This is a genomic window from Acinetobacter bohemicus ANC 3994, assembly GCF_000367925.1.
Classification (GTDB): Bacteria; Pseudomonadota; Gammaproteobacteria; order Pseudomonadales; family Moraxellaceae; genus Acinetobacter; species Acinetobacter bohemicus.
The window spans coordinates 88,908-105,705 of the sequence record NZ_KB849167.1 but is presented as its reverse complement, the minus strand read 5'-3'; the positions used below and the strand labels follow the sequence as shown (position 1 = coordinate 105,705).

The window sequence follows — 16,798 nt, the reverse complement described above, 5'->3', positions numbered from 1 at the left end:
ATTTAAATGCTAGGGGATTTAGATGAAATCAACTTTTATATCATCTAGATAAATAATCGAATTTAAAAAAGAAGTTTTTCCTGTGAAATCAATGATAGTTCCATTTGCTGCTGCGCCTAGACACTTGAAGCAAAGTTTTTTAATCGCTTTAGATTTCATGGTCTTTCCTATTTTAATTTGGCTTTGTTACGCCCTTCGTGCATTTAATTTGGGTACAGAAGTTGTTCCCAACTTAGCTTTTGGCTCCTTATGGGTCAGTTTTTTGGCGGTTTTTGCCTTATTGATTTGTGGTGTTTATAGTTTTATTGTTCGTACATTTAACGAAGTTTTTATTGCTAAATTGGCACTTGCTACGACGCTGACAGTGGTCGGTTTATATGCGATGGCCTATTGGACGCATGCTTTTATTCCCACATCTATTCCATTTATGTTTGGTTTTTTGATGTTTATGTGGGTATGGTTTAGTCGAGTGATCATTCGTTCAGTGGTAAAATCATATCTCCAATCGGATATTCCACGTAAGCGGGTGGCAATTTATGGTGCTGGGTATGCTGGGCAGCAGGTCGCTGCTACACTCTATCGGTCAGACGAACATTTACCGATATTTTTTATTGATGATGATGCATCATTATTCGGTCAAATGATGGGTGGACTTAAAGTTTATAATCCTACCTATGCTTTAAATTTACTTTCTAAACAAAATGTTGATGAAATATTAATTGCGTTACCTTCGGTAGGGCGGGTGCGAAAAAGCGAAATTATTAAGTTTTTAGAGCCAGCACATCTTAAAATCACGGAAATTCCAGGTTTGACCAGATTGGTGGATGGTGAAATTCGCGTTTCAGATATCCAAGAAGTAGATATTATTGATTTATTAGGCCGCGACCCTGTACCGCCAATTCAAGAATTATTGGCTAAAAATATTCAAAATAAAGTGGTCATGGTCACAGGGGCTGGTGGCTCAATCGGTTCAGAACTCTGTCGACAAATTGTTAAAAATAAGCCAAATAAATTAGTGATTTATGAGCTTACGGAATTTGCACTGTATGCTATTGATAAAGAATTGAATTTAAATAGTGATATTGAAATTATTCCCATATTAGGTACGGTACTGGATCAACGTAAATTAGAACGTGTGATTGAACAATATCAAGTACAAACCGTATATCATGCAGCGGCATATAAGCATGTGCCTTTGGTTGAGTGTAATCCACTGGCTGGGTTGAAAAATAATTCAATTGGTACCGCATTTAGCCTTAATGCAGCAGTTAAAAAAGGGGTTGAGACCTTCGTTTTAATCTCAACCGATAAAGCAGTACGCCCAACCAATGTCATGGGGGCGTCAAAACGCATGGCTGAACTGTACTGTCAGGCTATGGCTGAGGCACAAAACCAGACTCAGGTCAGTATTGTACGTTTTGGTAATGTTTTGGGTTCATCAGGCTCCGTTGTTCCATTGTTTAAGCAACAAATTGCCAAAGGTGGTCCCATTACGGTGACCCATCCTGATGTCACACGATACTTTATGACGATTCCAGAAGCATCACAGTTGGTGATTCAGGCGGGGGCTTTAGGACAAGGAGGTGATGTGTTCTTGTTGGATATGGGTGAACCTGTTCGTATTCAAGATCTTGCACGCCAAATGATTTCACTCAGTGGTTTGAAAGTTCGTGAAGAAAGCTCTAATAATGGCGATATTGAAATTCAATATTCAGGCTTACGTCCGGGTGAAAAACTGTATGAAGAGTTATTGATCGACCATGAAGATACAGAAATTACCCAACATAGTCGTATTTTACGTTCGATAGAAAAACATTATCCTTTGGATGAGTTAGTTGAAATTTTTGAGCGTTTAAATGCGTTAACAGCAATTGATAGTGATGTGGATTGGGCATTGGCACAATTAGAACATTATGTTGATGGCTATCAACGTGGTAAAGAAGTTAAAGTAAATTAGTGTTTAGGTATGACGATGATCAAAAAAGCCATTCTTCCCGTTGCTGGTTTAGGGACACGATTTTTACCTGCAAGTAAATCGATTCCTAAAGAAATGGTGACGGTGGTTGATCGTCCAGCTATTGAATATGTCATTAAAGAAGCAATTGCAGCGGGTATTGAGCAAATTATTTTGGTGACGCATTCATCGAAAGCATCGATCGAAAATTATTTCGATCGCAATTTTGAGCTTGAAACCACTTTAGTACAAAAGAAAAAGTTTGATTTACTTAAAGAAATCACTGAAATTTTACCAGAAAATGTCAGTATTATTAGTGTTCGTCAGTCGCAACCTTTAGGTTTAGGACATGCTGTACTGTGTGCTAAATCTGTGATTGGTGATGATGCTTTTGCTGTACTGCTACCGGATGTACTGGTGCAAAATAAAGCTGCTGAGAATGATTTATCTTTGATGATTGATCGTTTTAATCAAAATCAAGCTGCACAAATTATGGTGGAAGCAGTACCCGAGCATCTCGTTGATCAGTACGGTATAGTCGATGTACAAGTATCGCCTGTTGAGGGTGAAAGCATAGTCATGCAAGGGATTGTGGAAAAACCAGCAGTGGGTACTGCACCATCCAATTTGTCGGTGGTGGGGCGCTATATACTGCCTGCTCACATTATGCAAATTTTGGAACAAACGCCTAAAGGTGCAGGCAATGAAATTCAACTAACTGATGCAATTGCGATGTTACAGAAAACGGAAGCGGTTGAAGCTTACCGAATGAAAGGTCAAACTTTTGATTGTGGAAGTAAGTTGGGTTATTTAAAAGCGGTATTGCATTATGGTCTTGCACACCCCCAGTTGGGTGCTGAATTTAAGCAATTAATTCAAGATTTAAACTTAGATTAAATTTGGGTGAATCATGAAAATTAGTGTTTTTGGCACCACCCTACAAGCGGGTGTATTAGCTGGCTTGATGGCCGATTTTGGACATCAAGTGTCTTGGTGTTTGGCATCAGATTTACCAGTACCCAAAGCACCACAATATCAAGATGATTCAGTCAATCGTTTGATTCTAAAGCAGCTGCACACTGATTTTTTAAAGATGATCTCGATTGATCAACTCTTTCATGATCAGGATGCTTATTTATTTTCTTATAGCCCATCTGAGTTAAATCAAGCTTTAACGATTGCTGAAAAAATTAGTTTATTACCGATTATTCATCCAAAATTAATGATCAATGGCTCAACTTTTGGTTTACGTGGTACAGATCAGTTAAAGCAGAAACTTCCTTTGGATCACTGGGCATATTTACCTGATGTTATTCAAGAAGGCAATGCGATTCGCAGCTTTACAGATTCCAAACAAGTGATCGTTGGGGTCGATCAGGATCAAACTGCACAACTCATGCAAGAGTTGCTGCGTCCTTTTTTTCAATTCAAACAGCAATTTTTGATAATGCCCATTTTAGATGCTGAATTTACCAAACTCAGTATTTCCGGCATGTTGGCAACTCGTATTAGTTATATGAATGATCTTGCTCTCGTTTCAGAAAAGCTGGGAATTGATATTGCCAATGTTAGACAAGGTTTAGCTGCGGATAGCCGTATCGGTGCGGCATATTTGTCATCTGGTGTGGGTTTTGGTGGTGAGAATTTTTCACATGATATTCTGACTTTATCGCATACGGTATCGGATACTGGGGTGCGGAGCCAACTATTAGAACAAGTCTGGGAAATTAACCAACAACAAAAAGAAATCTTGTTTCGGAAACTTTGGAATTACTATCATGGTAATTTAAAAGCCAAAACGGTTGCTATCTGGGGTGCATCTTTTAAAGAGAACACGTCGAGTATTCATAATTCTCCAATTCATACTATGCTGGTTGCATTATGGGCGCAGGGCGTGAAAGTTCAATTGCATGACCCACAAGCACTGGATGAAATACATAAAGTTTATGGTCATCGAGACGATTTAATTCTATGTGATGAACAATACCAGGCGGTTGAACATGCCGATGCTTTATGTGTCATGACCGCATGGAAGCAGTATTGGAGTCCTGACTTTAAACAGATACAACAGAAAATGAGGCATCCATTGATTTTGGATGGCCGAAATATATTTAACCCTGAATTTGTCAAAGCACAGGGCTTTGCTTACCAAGGCGTAGGTCGTGTATGAGTGAAAATATTGAACACGATTCAAAACGTAAAACAGCCCTAAAGCAACAATTACGTGATGCTGCAAATCGGCATAATAGTCTTCATTTAAATGAATTGTTTACTCAGAAAAATCGCTTTGAAAAATTTTCAGTGCAGTGCGATCAAATCGTATTTGATTATAGCAAGCATCGTATGGATCAACAGGTTTTAGATAGTTTATTGGCTTTTGCTCAATCCAATGAATTAGCGGCTTGGATTCAGCGATTTTTTTCTGAAGAAAAAATCAACTATACAGAACAGCGTGCAGCCATGCACTGGGCATTGCGCCAACCCGTGGATCATAAAAAATTTCCACAGATCAATCGGCAAGTGCATCAACAGTTAGACCGTATGTATGCTTTGGTGGATAAACTTCACGCTGGTCAATATCGTGGTGCAACGGGTGAAGTGATTCAAGATGTGGTCAATATTGGTGTTGGTGGTTCCGATTTAGGTCCGCTCATGGTCAGTCATGCGCTTTCGGATTATAAAGTGAAGACAGTTAAGCCATTGGCGGTACATTTTGTATCCACCATGGATGGCAGCCAGCTTTCTGAGTTGCTGCATCAGCTGCGCCCAGAAACTACCTTATTTATTATTTCATCAAAATCTTTTGGCACCATTGATACACTTTCAAATGCACAAACGGTGCGACAATGGTTGGAAAAGTCGCTTGGAAAAAGCGAGAGCCTGTTAAAAAATCATTTTATTGGTATATCGACCAAGCCTGAAAAAATGACCGAGTGGGGGATTGCTGCTGAAAACCAGTTGTTGCTTTGGGATTGGGTGGGGGGGCGTTATTCACTGTGGTCGTGTATTGGTTTGCCTATTGCATTAAGTATTGGGGTTGAGGGCTTTAAGCAGTTGCTTGCCGGTGCTTATGCGGTGGATGAGCATTTTCAAAATGCCCCGTTTGAAAAAAATATACCAGTGTTGATGGGCTTACTGGGGGTTTGGAATAATAATTTTCTGAATATTCAAACCCATGCAGTCTTGCCTTATGATGGCCGGTTAAAATATTTTGCAGCTTATTTACAACAATTAGAAATGGAATCGAATGGTAAGTCGGTTCAGCGTAATGGGGAAAAAGTACAACTGGATACTTGCCCGATTGTTTGGGGGGAGGTTGGACCGAATGCGCAACATGCATTTTATCAATTGTTACATCAAGGCAGCCATTCAGTCAGTTGTGACTTTATTGCACCTGTGAAACGCTATAATGCCAATCAATTTACCTATGTTGAAAATGCAGAGGCCTTAATTGAACAGCACCATTTAGCACTATCGAATTGCTTGGCACAATCACGTTTATTGGCATTTGGCAATCAAGCTTTGGATCAAAAAGAATTAGCAGATTTACCGCTATATCAACAATATAGTGGCAATCAACCAAGTACCACTATTTTATTACAAGAATTGAATCCTTATAGTTTGGGTATGCTGATTACCATGTATGAACATAAAGTATTTGTGCAATCAGTACTTTGGAATATTAATCCATTTGACCAATGGGGCGTAGAAAAGGGTAAAGAAATTGCCAATCAACTGTTGCCAATTTTAAATGGTGATGAGAAAGATCTTTCAACTTTAGATGTTTCTACGCAAGGTTTAATTCAAATATTATTAGGAAAAGCACATGGCTAAAATTTTAGTGACGGGTGGTGCAGGTTATATTGGCTCACACACCTGTGTTGAACTGTTAAATTCAGGGCATGAGGTTGTGGTGCTGGATAATTTATCTAATAGTTCTGCCGAGTCTTTAACACGTGTGCAAGAACTGACAGAAAAATCGTTGACCTTTATGCAAGGGGATATTCGAGATGCTCAAACTTTGGATACAGTCTTTGCTGAACATCAGATTGATGCCGTCATTCACTTTGCTGGTTTAAAAGCCGTAGGTGAAAGTCAGCAGATTCCACTCAAGTATTTTGACAATAATATTGCGGGTTCGATTTGTTTAGTACAAGCCATGCAACGCGCAAAGGTATTTAATTTAGTGTTTAGCTCATCGGCAACGGTCTATGATGAAGCCAATATATCGCCTTTAAATGAAGATATGCCAACAGGCATACCCAATAATAATTATGGTTATACCAAGCTGATTGTTGAGCAATTATTACAAAAGCTGTGCATCGCAGATGAGCATTGGTCGATTGCATTACTGCGTTATTTTAATCCCGTTGGTGCACATAAAAGTGGTCGCATTGGCGAAGATCCACAAGGCATTCCGAATAATTTGATGCCTTATGTGACTCAGGTTGCAGTCGGTCGTCGAGAAAAATTGGCTATTTTTGGCAATGATTACGATACGATTGATGGGACTGGCGTGCGTGATTATATCCATGTGGTCGATTTAGCCCGTGCGCATTTATGTGCGTTGAATAATCGTTTAAATGCTCACGGTTGTCGTGCATGGAATATTGGTACAGGCAATGGTTCATCGGTTTTACAAGTCAAAAATACCTTTGAACAGGTCACGGGTGTAGCCGTTGCTTTTGAATTTGTAGCACGCCGTGCAGGTGATGTGGCAACGTCATTTGCGGATAATGCACGTGCTGTAGCAGAATTGGGCTGGCAGCCGCAATATGGCCTAGAGGATATGTTGGCAGACAGTTGGAATTGGCAAAAACAAAACCCAACAGGTTATAAAAACTAGCGATATCCATTAAAAATGGGAGCAAAGTTGCTCCCATTTTAATTTCAACTCTAGGATTAGCCCTGAATTAATAGGGTTAGTTCATCTACATAATTTTGCATCGGTTTAGGATTGTGATCTAAGCGACTTTCAATATTCAAACGCAGTAAGGGTTCAGTATTGGAGGCGCGGACATTAAAACGCCATGTGCCAAAGTTAAGACTGACCCCATCGGTTTGATCTATTTCAGGATTTTGCTCGGCATAGTGATCAAAAATCTTTTGAATCGTAGTTTGAGTATCAGCAACTTTAAAGTTGATTTCACCTGAACATGGGAATTTAGTAATCATGTTTTCTACCAAGGTAGAAAGAGACTGTTTGGTTTCTGATAACACGGCAATCGCCAATAACCATGGAATCATACCGCTATCACAATAGGCAAAATCACGGAAATAATGGTGTGCACTCATTTCACCGCCATATATGGCATTGTGTTCACGCATCTTCTGTTTAATATATGAATGCCCAGATTGCGATTGCACGGCAATGCCTTGCAGTTCATCGACGATGGCTAAGGTATTCCAAACCAAGCGTGGATCATGCACGATTTTTTCGCCTGACTGCTTCAATAGGAAGGCTTGAGCCAGTAGACCGACAATATAGTAGCCTTCAATAAATTGACCTTTTTCATCAAAAAGGAAGCAACGGTCAAAGTCACCATCCCACGCAATACCGATATCGGCTTGATGTGCGATCACTGCTTCAGAAGTGCTGGCACGATTTTCCACTAAAATAGGGTTGGGAATACCATTTGGAAAAGTGCCATCTGGCTGATGATTGATTTTGATAAATTCAACCGAGATATCAAGGTGCTTAAATTTTTCTTCAATGGCATCAATTACATGGCCTGCCGCACCATTACCTGCATTGACCACCAGTTTTAAAGGACTGATTTTTTCAGGCTCAATATAGGTCATCAGATATTCAATAAACTCAGGCAAAATATTATAATTTTGCACAGTGCCTTTGTTTTCAACGTCTATAAATGTACCAGATTCAGCCAGTGCTTGAATTTCTTTTAAACCTGAGTCGGCACCAATCGGTCGTGCATTTTCACGGACCAATTTCATGCCGTTATAATCCATTGGATTATGGCTCGCAGTAATTTCAATGCCACCTTGAACATCGAGATGGAATGCACCGAAATAGACTTCTTCTGTGCCTGTCATGCCTAAATCGAGGACATTAATGCCTGCATCATTTAAACCACGGATGGTGGCTTGTTTTAATGTTTCACTGCTGAGGCGGATATCACAACCAATCACCACTGTTTTGGGCTGATAAATTTGACCATAAGCGCGACCAACCTTATAGGCAATGTCTTCATTCAGTTCTGTACCAAGTTTGCCACGAATATCGTAGGCTTTAAAACAGGTAAGTTGGGTCATGACTTTTTCTCATTGAGACAGAAGAAAAAGGCCAGTTTAAACTGGCCTTTTGATCTGAAGTTATTCTACAGTGACTGATTTTGCCAGATTACGTGGCTGGTCAACATCGGTACCACGAAGTACAGCGACATGGTAAGACAGTAATTGCACTGGGATGCTGTAAACAATTGGCGCAAGAATTGGATTGATACTCGGAACATGGACCACGTGTTGACGGTCTTTGCCTTTAATACCGCTGTTCTCATCGGCAAAGACAAACAACTCTCCGCCTCGGGCTTGGACTTCTTCCATATTCGATTTCAGCTTATCCAGCATGTCATCTTGCGGTGCAAGAATTACCACAGGCATGTCATTATCGACCAGTGCAAGCGGGCCATGTTTCAGTTCGCCTGCTGCATAGCCTTCTGCATGAATATAAGAAATTTCTTTCAGCTTTAATGCACCTTCAAGTGCAATCGGGAATTCGGTGCCACGGCCAAGGAATAGGCAGTGTTGTTTTTCAACAAACAATTCAGATAAACGTAAAATATCTTTATTTTGCTGCAAGGTATCTAAAATAACTTTCGGTGTATGCCATAGATCAGTAATGATTTTTGTCATTTGTTCAGCAGCAATACTTTGCTTGACTTGACCAATTTTTAAAACCAACAGCATCAGTGCGGCAAGTTGCGTGGTGAAAGCTTTGGTTGAAGCCACCCCAATTTCAGGTCCTGCCAAAGTCAGTAAACTATGCTTGGTTTCACGCACCATTGAAGAGGTTGCCACATTACAAATAGTCATGGTGACAATGTCTAAATTTTTTGCCAATGCACGTTTTTGCGTATCACGTAGCGCGGCTAAAGTATCGGCGGTTTCACCTGATTGAGAAATACACACATACAGCGTGTGATTGACAATGACTGGTGTGCGATAGCGGAATTCACTGGCAATTTCCACCTGACAAGGTAAATCAATCAGTTGTTCAAACCAATATTTTGCAATCATGCCTGCATGGTAGCTGGTACCACAGGCAATGATTTGTATTTGTTGAATGCTTTCAAAATCGGCAACCGCTTCGGCTAAGAAATCGGCACGTAATGCATTGCTATTGAGCGCTTGGGAAATGGTTTGTTGAATGGCTTCGGGTTGCTCATAAATTTCTTTGAGCATGTAATGTTTATATTCACCTTTAGACACCGTGCTCACGGTTGCATCTAATTCTTTCACGGGACGCTCAACCAATTGACCTTCAACAAAGACTTCAATGCTGCTACGGGTTAAGCGTGCGATATCACCTTCTTCAAGGTAAATAAAACGATTCGTGATCGGCAGCAAAGCCAATTGATCCGAGCTAATAAAGTTTTCGCCAATACCAACACCAATCACCAGCGGCGAGCCTTCACGCACTGTGATCAATTCATCAGGATGATCTGTATGCACGATTCCGAGCGCATAAGCCCCTTTGAGTTGTGGCACGACTTGTTGCACTGCGCTTAAAAGACTAGAAGTCGATTTCAGGGCATCATTGATTAAATGCGCAACCACTTCGGTATCTGTTTGCGAGGTGAAGACATAACCGAGGGCTTCAAGCTCATCTTTAAGTTCTTGATAGTTCTCAATGATACCGTTATGCACCACTGCAACTGTACCGGAAATATGCGGATGGGCGTTATTTTCAGTCGGTTTGCCATGCGTTGCCCAACGGGTATGGGCAATGCCTAATGAACCTTCGATATTTGCTTCATTGACGGCTTGTTCTAAATTAACCACTTTACCGACACGACGTTCGCGTAAAACTTGGCCTTGATTAATCAGCGCAACCCCTGCTGAATCATAGCCACGGTATTCAAGGCGTTTAAGACCTTCAATTAAAATATTGATAATATTACGTTCAGCAACGCCACCAACAATTCCGCACATATTTAAATCCTCTTATTTTTTCACTTTTTCGGGGCGTTGATAGTTTTCTTTGGCCACTTGTTTTGAACGCTCGAAAGCTAAACTATTTTCTGCAACATCACGGGTAATTACCGATCCGGCACCAACCGTTGCACCATTGCCAATATTAACTGGAGCAACCAGCGAACTATTTGAACCGATAAAAGCCGAGTCGCCAATAATGGTTTTAAATTTATTCGCACCGTCGTAGTTACAGGTAATCGTACCTGCACCAATATTTGAACCTGCACCGACTTCAGCATCACCTAAATAAGTGAAGTGATTGGCTTTAGAGCCTAGACCAATACTGGAGTTTTTTACTTCAACGAAGTTACCAATATGCACGTCATTAGCAAGTTTAGCACCCGGGCGTAAACGTGAAAATGGTCCAATTTGGGCATTTTCACCGACAACAGCATTATCGAAAATGCTATACGGTTGCACTTTTGTGCCTGCTGCAATTTTAGTATTTTTAATCACGCAACCAGCACCAATTTCGACCTGATCACCAAATTCACAATCACCTTCAATGATCACGTTGATGTCAATACGCACATCTTGACCGGCGCTTAACTGACCACGTAAATCAAAACGTGCAGGATCCATTAAATGTACCCCTTGCTGCATCAGTTTTTTGGCTTGGTGGTTTTGGAATTCACGTTCCAATGTTGCCAGTTGCACGCGGTCATTGACGCCTTCAACTTCAAAAGCCAATTCCGGTTCAACCGAAGCGACGCTTAAACCATCGGCAATTGCCATGGCAATAATGTCCGTTAGGTAATATTCACCTTGCGCATTTTCATTGGAAAGTTTGGGTAACCATTCATGCAATTTGGCATTATTGACGCAGTAAATACCGGTATTAAATTCTTTAATTTTTCGTTGTTCATCGTTGGCATCTTTATGTTCAACAATGGCTTGAATTTCACCATTTTTACGCACAATACGGCCATAACCTGTGGCGTCATCCATTGTCAGGGTGACAATACCAATCCCCGTTTCTACGGATGCTTGTAGTAGTTTTTTTAAGGTCGCCTCAGTAATACACGGCACGTCACCCGAGAGGATCAGCGATACGCCGTCCGTAGGTAACACGGGCAAAGTCACTTTCACTGCATGACCTGTACCGAGTTGTTCGGCTTGTTCAACCCATTCTATATTTTCTTGGGCGAAGGCTTGTTGAACCAGATTTCCACCATGACCATAGATGGTAATAATATTTGCGGCATTGAGTTTTTTTGCAGTTTCAATCACATGTCCCAATAAAGGACGTCCTGCAAGCGGTTGTAATACTTTCGGTAAAGTTGAACGCATACGTGTTCCTTTACCTGCAGCAAGAATAATAACGTTAGTAGACATATGCAATCCTACAAGTTTTAGCTTAAGCCAATCACAAAATATAAATAAATGCAGATGCAGAGAGCGGCCCAAATGCCAGCGATAATATCATCCAGCATAATGCCGAAACCACCAGCAACTTGACGATCAATCACGCTGATAGGCCAAGGTTTCCATACATCAAACAAACGAAATAAAGCAAATCCAATCAAGACCCAATACCAGTTCATTGCCCCTAAATAAATGAGCGGTAAAAAGGTAATCGATTGTCCAGCAAACTCATCCCAAACAATACGCCCATCATCATGAACCCCCATCACTTTCGCAGTTTGCCCGCAAATATAGATGCCAACAACAGACATGAGGATTATAGCTAATGTGGCGTTCAAAAACCCCAATGTCAGCCAAATGGGAATAAACAACAATGCGAAAGCAGAACCAAAGGTGCCTGGTGCTTTTGGAAGCAGTCCAGAGCCAAATCCAACACCGCAAAACACGATACAGCGGTTGAACCAAGACATGTTTTTAAAATTGATTGCGGGTTTATGCAAAGTGTTGGTATCCATGAAATTGCAGTGGATAGTGTGCACCATCCAGCTCAAAAGTTAATCCCTTTTGTTTGGTAATTTGTCCAATCATCGTAATATTAATATCTAATTGTTGTTGCAAAAGTCGATGATAATTTTGTGCACTGATTGTAAAACATAATTCATAATCATCGCCACCCGCCAAAGCGTGATGCCATTGTTTTTCTTGAGGTAAAATACGAAGTGCTTCGCTGATTGGAAGTTGATCCAATTGAATTTGAGCACCGACATCGGATGCTTTGAGAATATGACCTAAATCTTGGGCTAAACCATCCGATACATCAATCATGCCTGAGGCTAAGCCTTTCAGCTGTTGTCCGAGTTGACAACGCGGTGTCGGATAATCCAAACGTTTTTGCAGTGCATGACCAAGGTGCTGTAAAGCAAAAGCAGCATCACCAACATGACCACTGACACAAATATAATCACCGATTTGCGCGCCTGAACGCGTTACTGCTTGACCTGTTTCAATCCAGCCCAGTGCGGTCACCGAAAGGGTGAGATGTGGACTTTGCGTGGTATCACCACCAATTAAACTGACCCCAAATTGATCGCAACACTCATATAAACCCTGACTAAAGCCTTTGAGCCAGTCATGATCAATTTGGGGTAAGCTCAAGGCCAGCAAAATGCTATGCGGTTTGGCACCCATTGCGGCAATATCGGATAAATTGACGGCAACAGATTTCCAGCCAATGGCATGGGGAGAGGTGTCTAAAGGGAAATGTCGACCCGCAACCAAAGTATCGGCACAGATGACCAATTGTTGGTTGGGTGGGGGAGTGAGCAGGGCTGAGTCATCACCGACACCTAAGTCGACAGTGTTGCCATCTTTAGATGTAACAGTCTGTCGATTGAAATAAGTGTCAATGATGGAAAACTCAGCCATACAACAAATCTACTGAAAAATTAGTCGGCTTGTTGCTTTTCTGCTGCACGTAAGCTGGTTGCTAAACGGTCTAATACACCATTGATGTATTTATGGCTGTCAGCACCACCAAAGTGTTTAGCAAGCTCAATCGATTCATCTAAAACAACGCGATATGGAATTTCAAGATGATCCTTGAGTTCATATGCGCCTAGACGAAGTGCCGCCAGCTCAACACCATCTAAGGCATTAAGTTCACGGTCAAGCACAGGGATGAGGAGCGCATCCAATGCTTCATGATTGGCAACCACTTGAGTTAACAATTCATGATAATAGCCGAGATCCACTTTGTGCATGGCATTTTCCACACGCGTGCGTGCTTCAATTTCATGGACCGGATTGTGGCTCATCTGCCATTCATAAATTCCTTGTACAGCAAAGCGACGTGCTTTACGTTTCGCTGCATAAGTAGCTTGAAGTGTTTGCGACATGCTTTAAATAGCCTTTAACAAGTTAACCATTTCAATTGCAGTAAGGGCAGCTTCGCCACCTTTATTACCTGCTTTTGTACCAGAGCGTTCAATCGCTTGTTCAATACTATCCGTAGTGAGTACACCGTTAATCACTGGTAAGCCAGTATCTAGACCAACAACGCCTAAACCTTTAGCACATTCACCAGCAACAAAATCAAAGTGCGGTGTGCTGCCACGAATCACAGCACCAAGTGCAATGATCGCATCAAAACGATCTGAAGCGGCAAGTTTTTTTGCAACCACAGGAAGTTCCCATGCGCCAGGCGCGTGAACAACAGTAATATTATCCTCTGATACACCATGACGTTTCAATGTATCAATTGCACCTTCTAATAGATGTTCGACAACAAAGCTATTAAAACGGCCCACTAAAATCGCGTAACGGCCTTCGCTCGCGAGATGTAACATACCTTCAATACGGCGAACTGCCATAGCAACCTCGATGATTTCTTAAGTTGTTTGATTTGCGGTGATATATTCCACCACTTCTAAATTAAAGCCTGATAGGGCATTGAAGCGTAAAGGTGAGCTGAGCAGCTTCATCTTTTCTACGCCTAAATCACGTAAAATTTGCGCACCTACACCAATCGTTTGATATTGCTGAGAAAGTGCTGCATTTGATTTGCTTGGTTTGGGTGCCGTTAAGTTGCTTAAAGCAGGACCTAAATCTTGTAAATGGCGTTGACCAATCCACACCAAAACACCACGATCACTGTTGGCAATTTCTTTTAATGCACGGTCTAAGTTCCATGCGGGTTCACCATCTTGTTTATTGAGTTTCAATAAATCACGAACTGGGCTAAAGCCATGTACACGAACTGTGGTTACGCCCTCAGCAGGCTGACCTTTCACTAAAGCCAAATGAATATCTGGATTACCCAATTCACGGTAACGGTACAAATCAAAAGTACCGTATTCAGTGTCTAGGGTTTGTTGATCAATACGTTCAACCGTTTGTTCATTGGTCATGCGGTAATGAATTAAATCCGCAATTGTCCCTATTTTCAAACCATGTTTTTCTGCGAAAACTTCAAGGTCTGGACGACGCGCCATGGTGCCGTCTTCATTAATGATTTCACAAATCACAGAGGCTGGTTCAAGCCCTGCAAGACGAGATAAGTCACAACCAGCTTCGGTATGACCTGCACGGTGCAATACGCCACCGGGTTGTGCCATGAGTGGGAAAATATGACCCGGCTGAACAATGTCAGCAGGTTTAGCATGCGCTGCAACAGCTGTTTGAATGGTGTGTGCACGCTCAGCAGGTGAAATACCTGTTGAAATCCCTTCTGCTGCTTCAATAGAAAGCGTGAAATTCGTACCATGCTGTGCGCCGTTCGCATCGACCATAAGAGGAAGATTCAGTTGCTGACAACGGTCGCGACTAAGCGTTAAGCAAACTAAACCACGTGCGTGGGTGATCATAAAGTTGATATCTTCTGGACGTACATGTGTCGCAGCAATAACTAAATCACCTTCATTTTCACGATCTTCATCATCCATCAGGATGACCATTTTTCCTGCACGGATATCTGCTACGAGCTCTTCAACGGTATTGAGCGGCATCAATCTTCACCTTCTTTTTGTCTCAAACGACATTTTGCTTGTATTGATTGTTGCATAGTCTAACGTGTTTTGACGTTCTTTGCCTATGCTTATCAGTTTTCCCTAAACAGCCCATTGTTATACACAGTCGTAGAATGCTTGAAAAGAGGGCTTTATTTTAAAAAGACGACATTGTGACTAATCTTTAAACATTTGAAATGCATAAATAATGACAAGCTTATGCAAAATAATAATGCTTTGTCCGATTTTAAGCTGTTTTTGTATAAAACGCGGAATAAGCATACGGGCTATTTTTTGATGAAATTATTGTATTGAACCCTCAGTCATTATTTGATCATTTTCTTTTTTCAATCGTTTAGATCCCTTCCTATGAGTCCGTCATTATTTATGGCGAAAATTGATGGGGTGCTTTGTCAGATGATGAAATGACTCTCTTTCAAAATCTCATCGAACTTTTTATTTAAAGAGCAATCTATTGAGCATAAATAGAGCGAATTTAAGTGGCATGAGAAGGAATTTATCGTAAATATTTTGACTAATTTTTTTTACTTTTGGATATAAAAATAAAATATTTGGTTATTTAAAATTTTATTTTAACTGATTATTTTTTAAATTAATAATAAAAATCAATATCTTATTTTTAAAATTTACAAATGTAAATTATTGTTAAAAACCGTTTTAAAACCTGACTGAAATGGTATGTTTTCTGTTAATCATTTTAATTTTAATAAAACTACATTTCTAAATAATAATTTTTAAAAGAGGGTAGATGTATGAATGAAAATGTCTTAATTGATAAGATTTCTCATATAGAAAGCAACTTATCAGCAGATATAAAAAATATTAATCTTACTAACACGCCAACAGTCGTCAGGTTGAACCTATCAAAAGAGGACATTTTAGAGATACGAAAAGAATATGATAATGCTGTCATTGTTTTAAAAAATGGCGAAGTTATTACCTTAAATGGCTTTTTTAAAGCAGATCATAGCTTGGTATTACATTCTGATCAGAATGAGTTGCTCTGGGTTCGGTTTACAGATGAACAAGGGGTGTTTTTAGACCCTATTGTTTATAGCAATTTAGAGGAAGTTGAACTTTTATTATATTCTGATGGTATAGCGAATCCTTTATTATGGGCAGCAATACCATTAGCTGCTGCAGGAATTGTCGCTTGGGCTGGCGACCACGATAACAATAATGATAATCAAGCGAACAATACGACTTCACCAATTCTTGATACAACGCCGCCAGTCATTGATGTGACCCAAAAAGATCAAGATACAATTAGTGTCGAGTCAAATGAAAACGGTAAAGTTGTCATTAAAGATCAAAACGGTCATGTTATTGGTGAAGGGAATGTAACTAAAGATGGTAGTGTTGATATTGATTTAACACGACCATTAATTGATGGAGAAGAAGTCACTGTTGAAGTTACAGATGGCTCAGGCAATACAGGCAAAGAAACAATTACCGCAGATATAACGGGTTCTATTGGGGAAACAGGACCTACTGGTGCCACAGGTGAAACAGGACCTACTGGTACTACAGGGGAAGTGGGTGCGACGGGTGAAACAGGCTCTACAGGTGGAACGGGTTCAACGGGCGCTACTGGTGATACTGGTGGAACAGGCGCTACTGGAGCAGATGGAAAGTCAGCGCTTGAAGTGTTGATTGAAGCGGGTGAATTACCTGTAGGCTCGACAGTACAGGACTTAATCAAGTATCTAAAAGGCGCGGACGGTGCCGATGGTCAAGATGG

14 protein-coding genes are annotated in these 16,798 nt (G+C 40.8%); 6 read left to right on the top strand and 8 right to left on the bottom strand.

The window, feature by feature from the left end; all coding sequences use genetic code 11:
• Nucleotides 1-91: 91 nt before the first annotated feature.
• Genes F994_RS07475 through galE form a run of 5 tightly spaced genes read left to right on the top strand, consistent with a single transcriptional unit; the run spans nt 92 to nt 6,800 of the window.
• The gene (locus tag F994_RS07475) at nt 92-1,957 is read left to right on the top strand and encodes a polysaccharide biosynthesis protein (protein ID WP_004649654.1); all 1,866 of its coding nucleotides are present in this window, start codon (nt 92-94) and stop codon (nt 1,955-1,957) included.
• 15 nt (nt 1,958-1,972) lie between these two features.
• A complete protein-coding gene (galU, locus tag F994_RS07470; protein WP_004649653.1) occupies nt 1,973-2,851 on the top strand; it encodes a UTP--glucose-1-phosphate uridylyltransferase GalU in 879 nt (292 codons plus the stop codon).
• Nucleotides 2,852-2,864: 13 nt separating this feature from the next.
• The gene (locus F994_RS07465; protein WP_004649652.1) at nt 2,865-4,124 is read left to right on the top strand and encodes a nucleotide sugar dehydrogenase; all 1,260 of its coding nucleotides are present in this window, start codon (nt 2,865-2,867) and stop codon (nt 4,122-4,124) included.
• Nucleotides 4,121-5,788 (top strand): glucose-6-phosphate isomerase, encoded by a 1,668-nt coding sequence (gene pgi, locus F994_RS07460; RefSeq protein ID WP_004649650.1) that lies wholly within the window; start codon nt 4,121-4,123, stop codon nt 5,786-5,788. Before F994_RS07465 ends, pgi begins: the two co-directional genes overlap by 4 nt.
• On the top strand, nt 5,781-6,800 hold the full coding sequence (gene galE / locus F994_RS07455) for a UDP-glucose 4-epimerase GalE (protein ID WP_004649649.1): 1,020 nt from the start codon (nt 5,781-5,783) through the stop codon (nt 6,798-6,800). The genes pgi and galE overlap by 8 nt, the downstream gene beginning before the upstream one ends.
• 56 nt (nt 6,801-6,856) lie before the next feature.
• Here the strand turns inward: galE and F994_RS07450 are convergent, their stop codons facing one another.
• Genes F994_RS07450 through ribBA form a run of 8 tightly spaced genes read right to left on the bottom strand, consistent with a single transcriptional unit; the run spans nt 6,857 to nt 15,036 of the window.
• Nucleotides 6,857-8,227 (bottom strand): phosphohexomutase domain-containing protein, encoded by a 1,371-nt coding sequence (locus F994_RS07450; RefSeq protein ID WP_004649648.1) that lies wholly within the window; start codon nt 8,225-8,227, stop codon nt 6,857-6,859.
• A 60-nt stretch (nt 8,228-8,287) separates the two neighbouring features.
• Nucleotides 8,288-10,126, bottom strand: a complete 1,839-nt coding sequence (gene glmS / locus F994_RS07445) for a glutamine--fructose-6-phosphate transaminase (isomerizing) (RefSeq protein ID WP_004649647.1) — start codon at nt 10,124-10,126, stop codon at nt 8,288-8,290.
• 12 nt (nt 10,127-10,138) lie between these two features.
• Nucleotides 10,139-11,503, bottom strand: coding sequence for a bifunctional UDP-N-acetylglucosamine diphosphorylase/glucosamine-1-phosphate N-acetyltransferase GlmU (gene glmU, locus F994_RS07440; protein ID WP_004649646.1), 1,365 nt, complete (start codon nt 11,501-11,503; stop codon nt 10,139-10,141).
• Between the two features lie 17 nt (nt 11,504-11,520).
• Nucleotides 11,521-12,048, bottom strand: coding sequence for a phosphatidylglycerophosphatase A family protein (locus tag F994_RS07435; protein WP_004649645.1), 528 nt, complete (start codon nt 12,046-12,048; stop codon nt 11,521-11,523).
• Nucleotides 12,026-12,958, bottom strand: a complete 933-nt coding sequence (gene thiL, locus F994_RS07430) for a thiamine-phosphate kinase (RefSeq protein ID WP_004649644.1) — start codon at nt 12,956-12,958, stop codon at nt 12,026-12,028. Before thiL ends, F994_RS07435 begins: the two co-directional genes overlap by 23 nt.
• A 20-nt stretch (nt 12,959-12,978) precedes the next feature.
• Nucleotides 12,979-13,428, bottom strand: a complete 450-nt coding sequence (nusB, locus tag F994_RS07425) for a transcription antitermination factor NusB (RefSeq protein WP_004649642.1) — start codon at nt 13,426-13,428, stop codon at nt 12,979-12,981.
• 3 nt (nt 13,429-13,431) lie between these two features.
• The gene (gene ribH / locus F994_RS07420; protein ID WP_004649641.1) at nt 13,432-13,902 is read right to left on the bottom strand and encodes a 6,7-dimethyl-8-ribityllumazine synthase; all 471 of its coding nucleotides are present in this window, start codon (nt 13,900-13,902) and stop codon (nt 13,432-13,434) included.
• A gap of 18 nt (nt 13,903-13,920) precedes the next feature.
• Complete coding sequence (gene ribBA / locus F994_RS07415; RefSeq protein WP_004649640.1) at nt 13,921-15,036, bottom strand: bifunctional 3,4-dihydroxy-2-butanone-4-phosphate synthase/GTP cyclohydrolase II; 1,116 nt, start codon at nt 15,034-15,036, stop codon at nt 13,921-13,923.
• 773 nt (nt 15,037-15,809) lie between these two features.
• Here ribBA and F994_RS17615 point away from each other — a divergent pair.
• The coding region (locus F994_RS17615; protein WP_004649639.1) for a BapA/Bap/LapF family prefix-like domain-containing protein at nt 15,810-16,798 on the top strand (989 nt) is incomplete at its 3' end.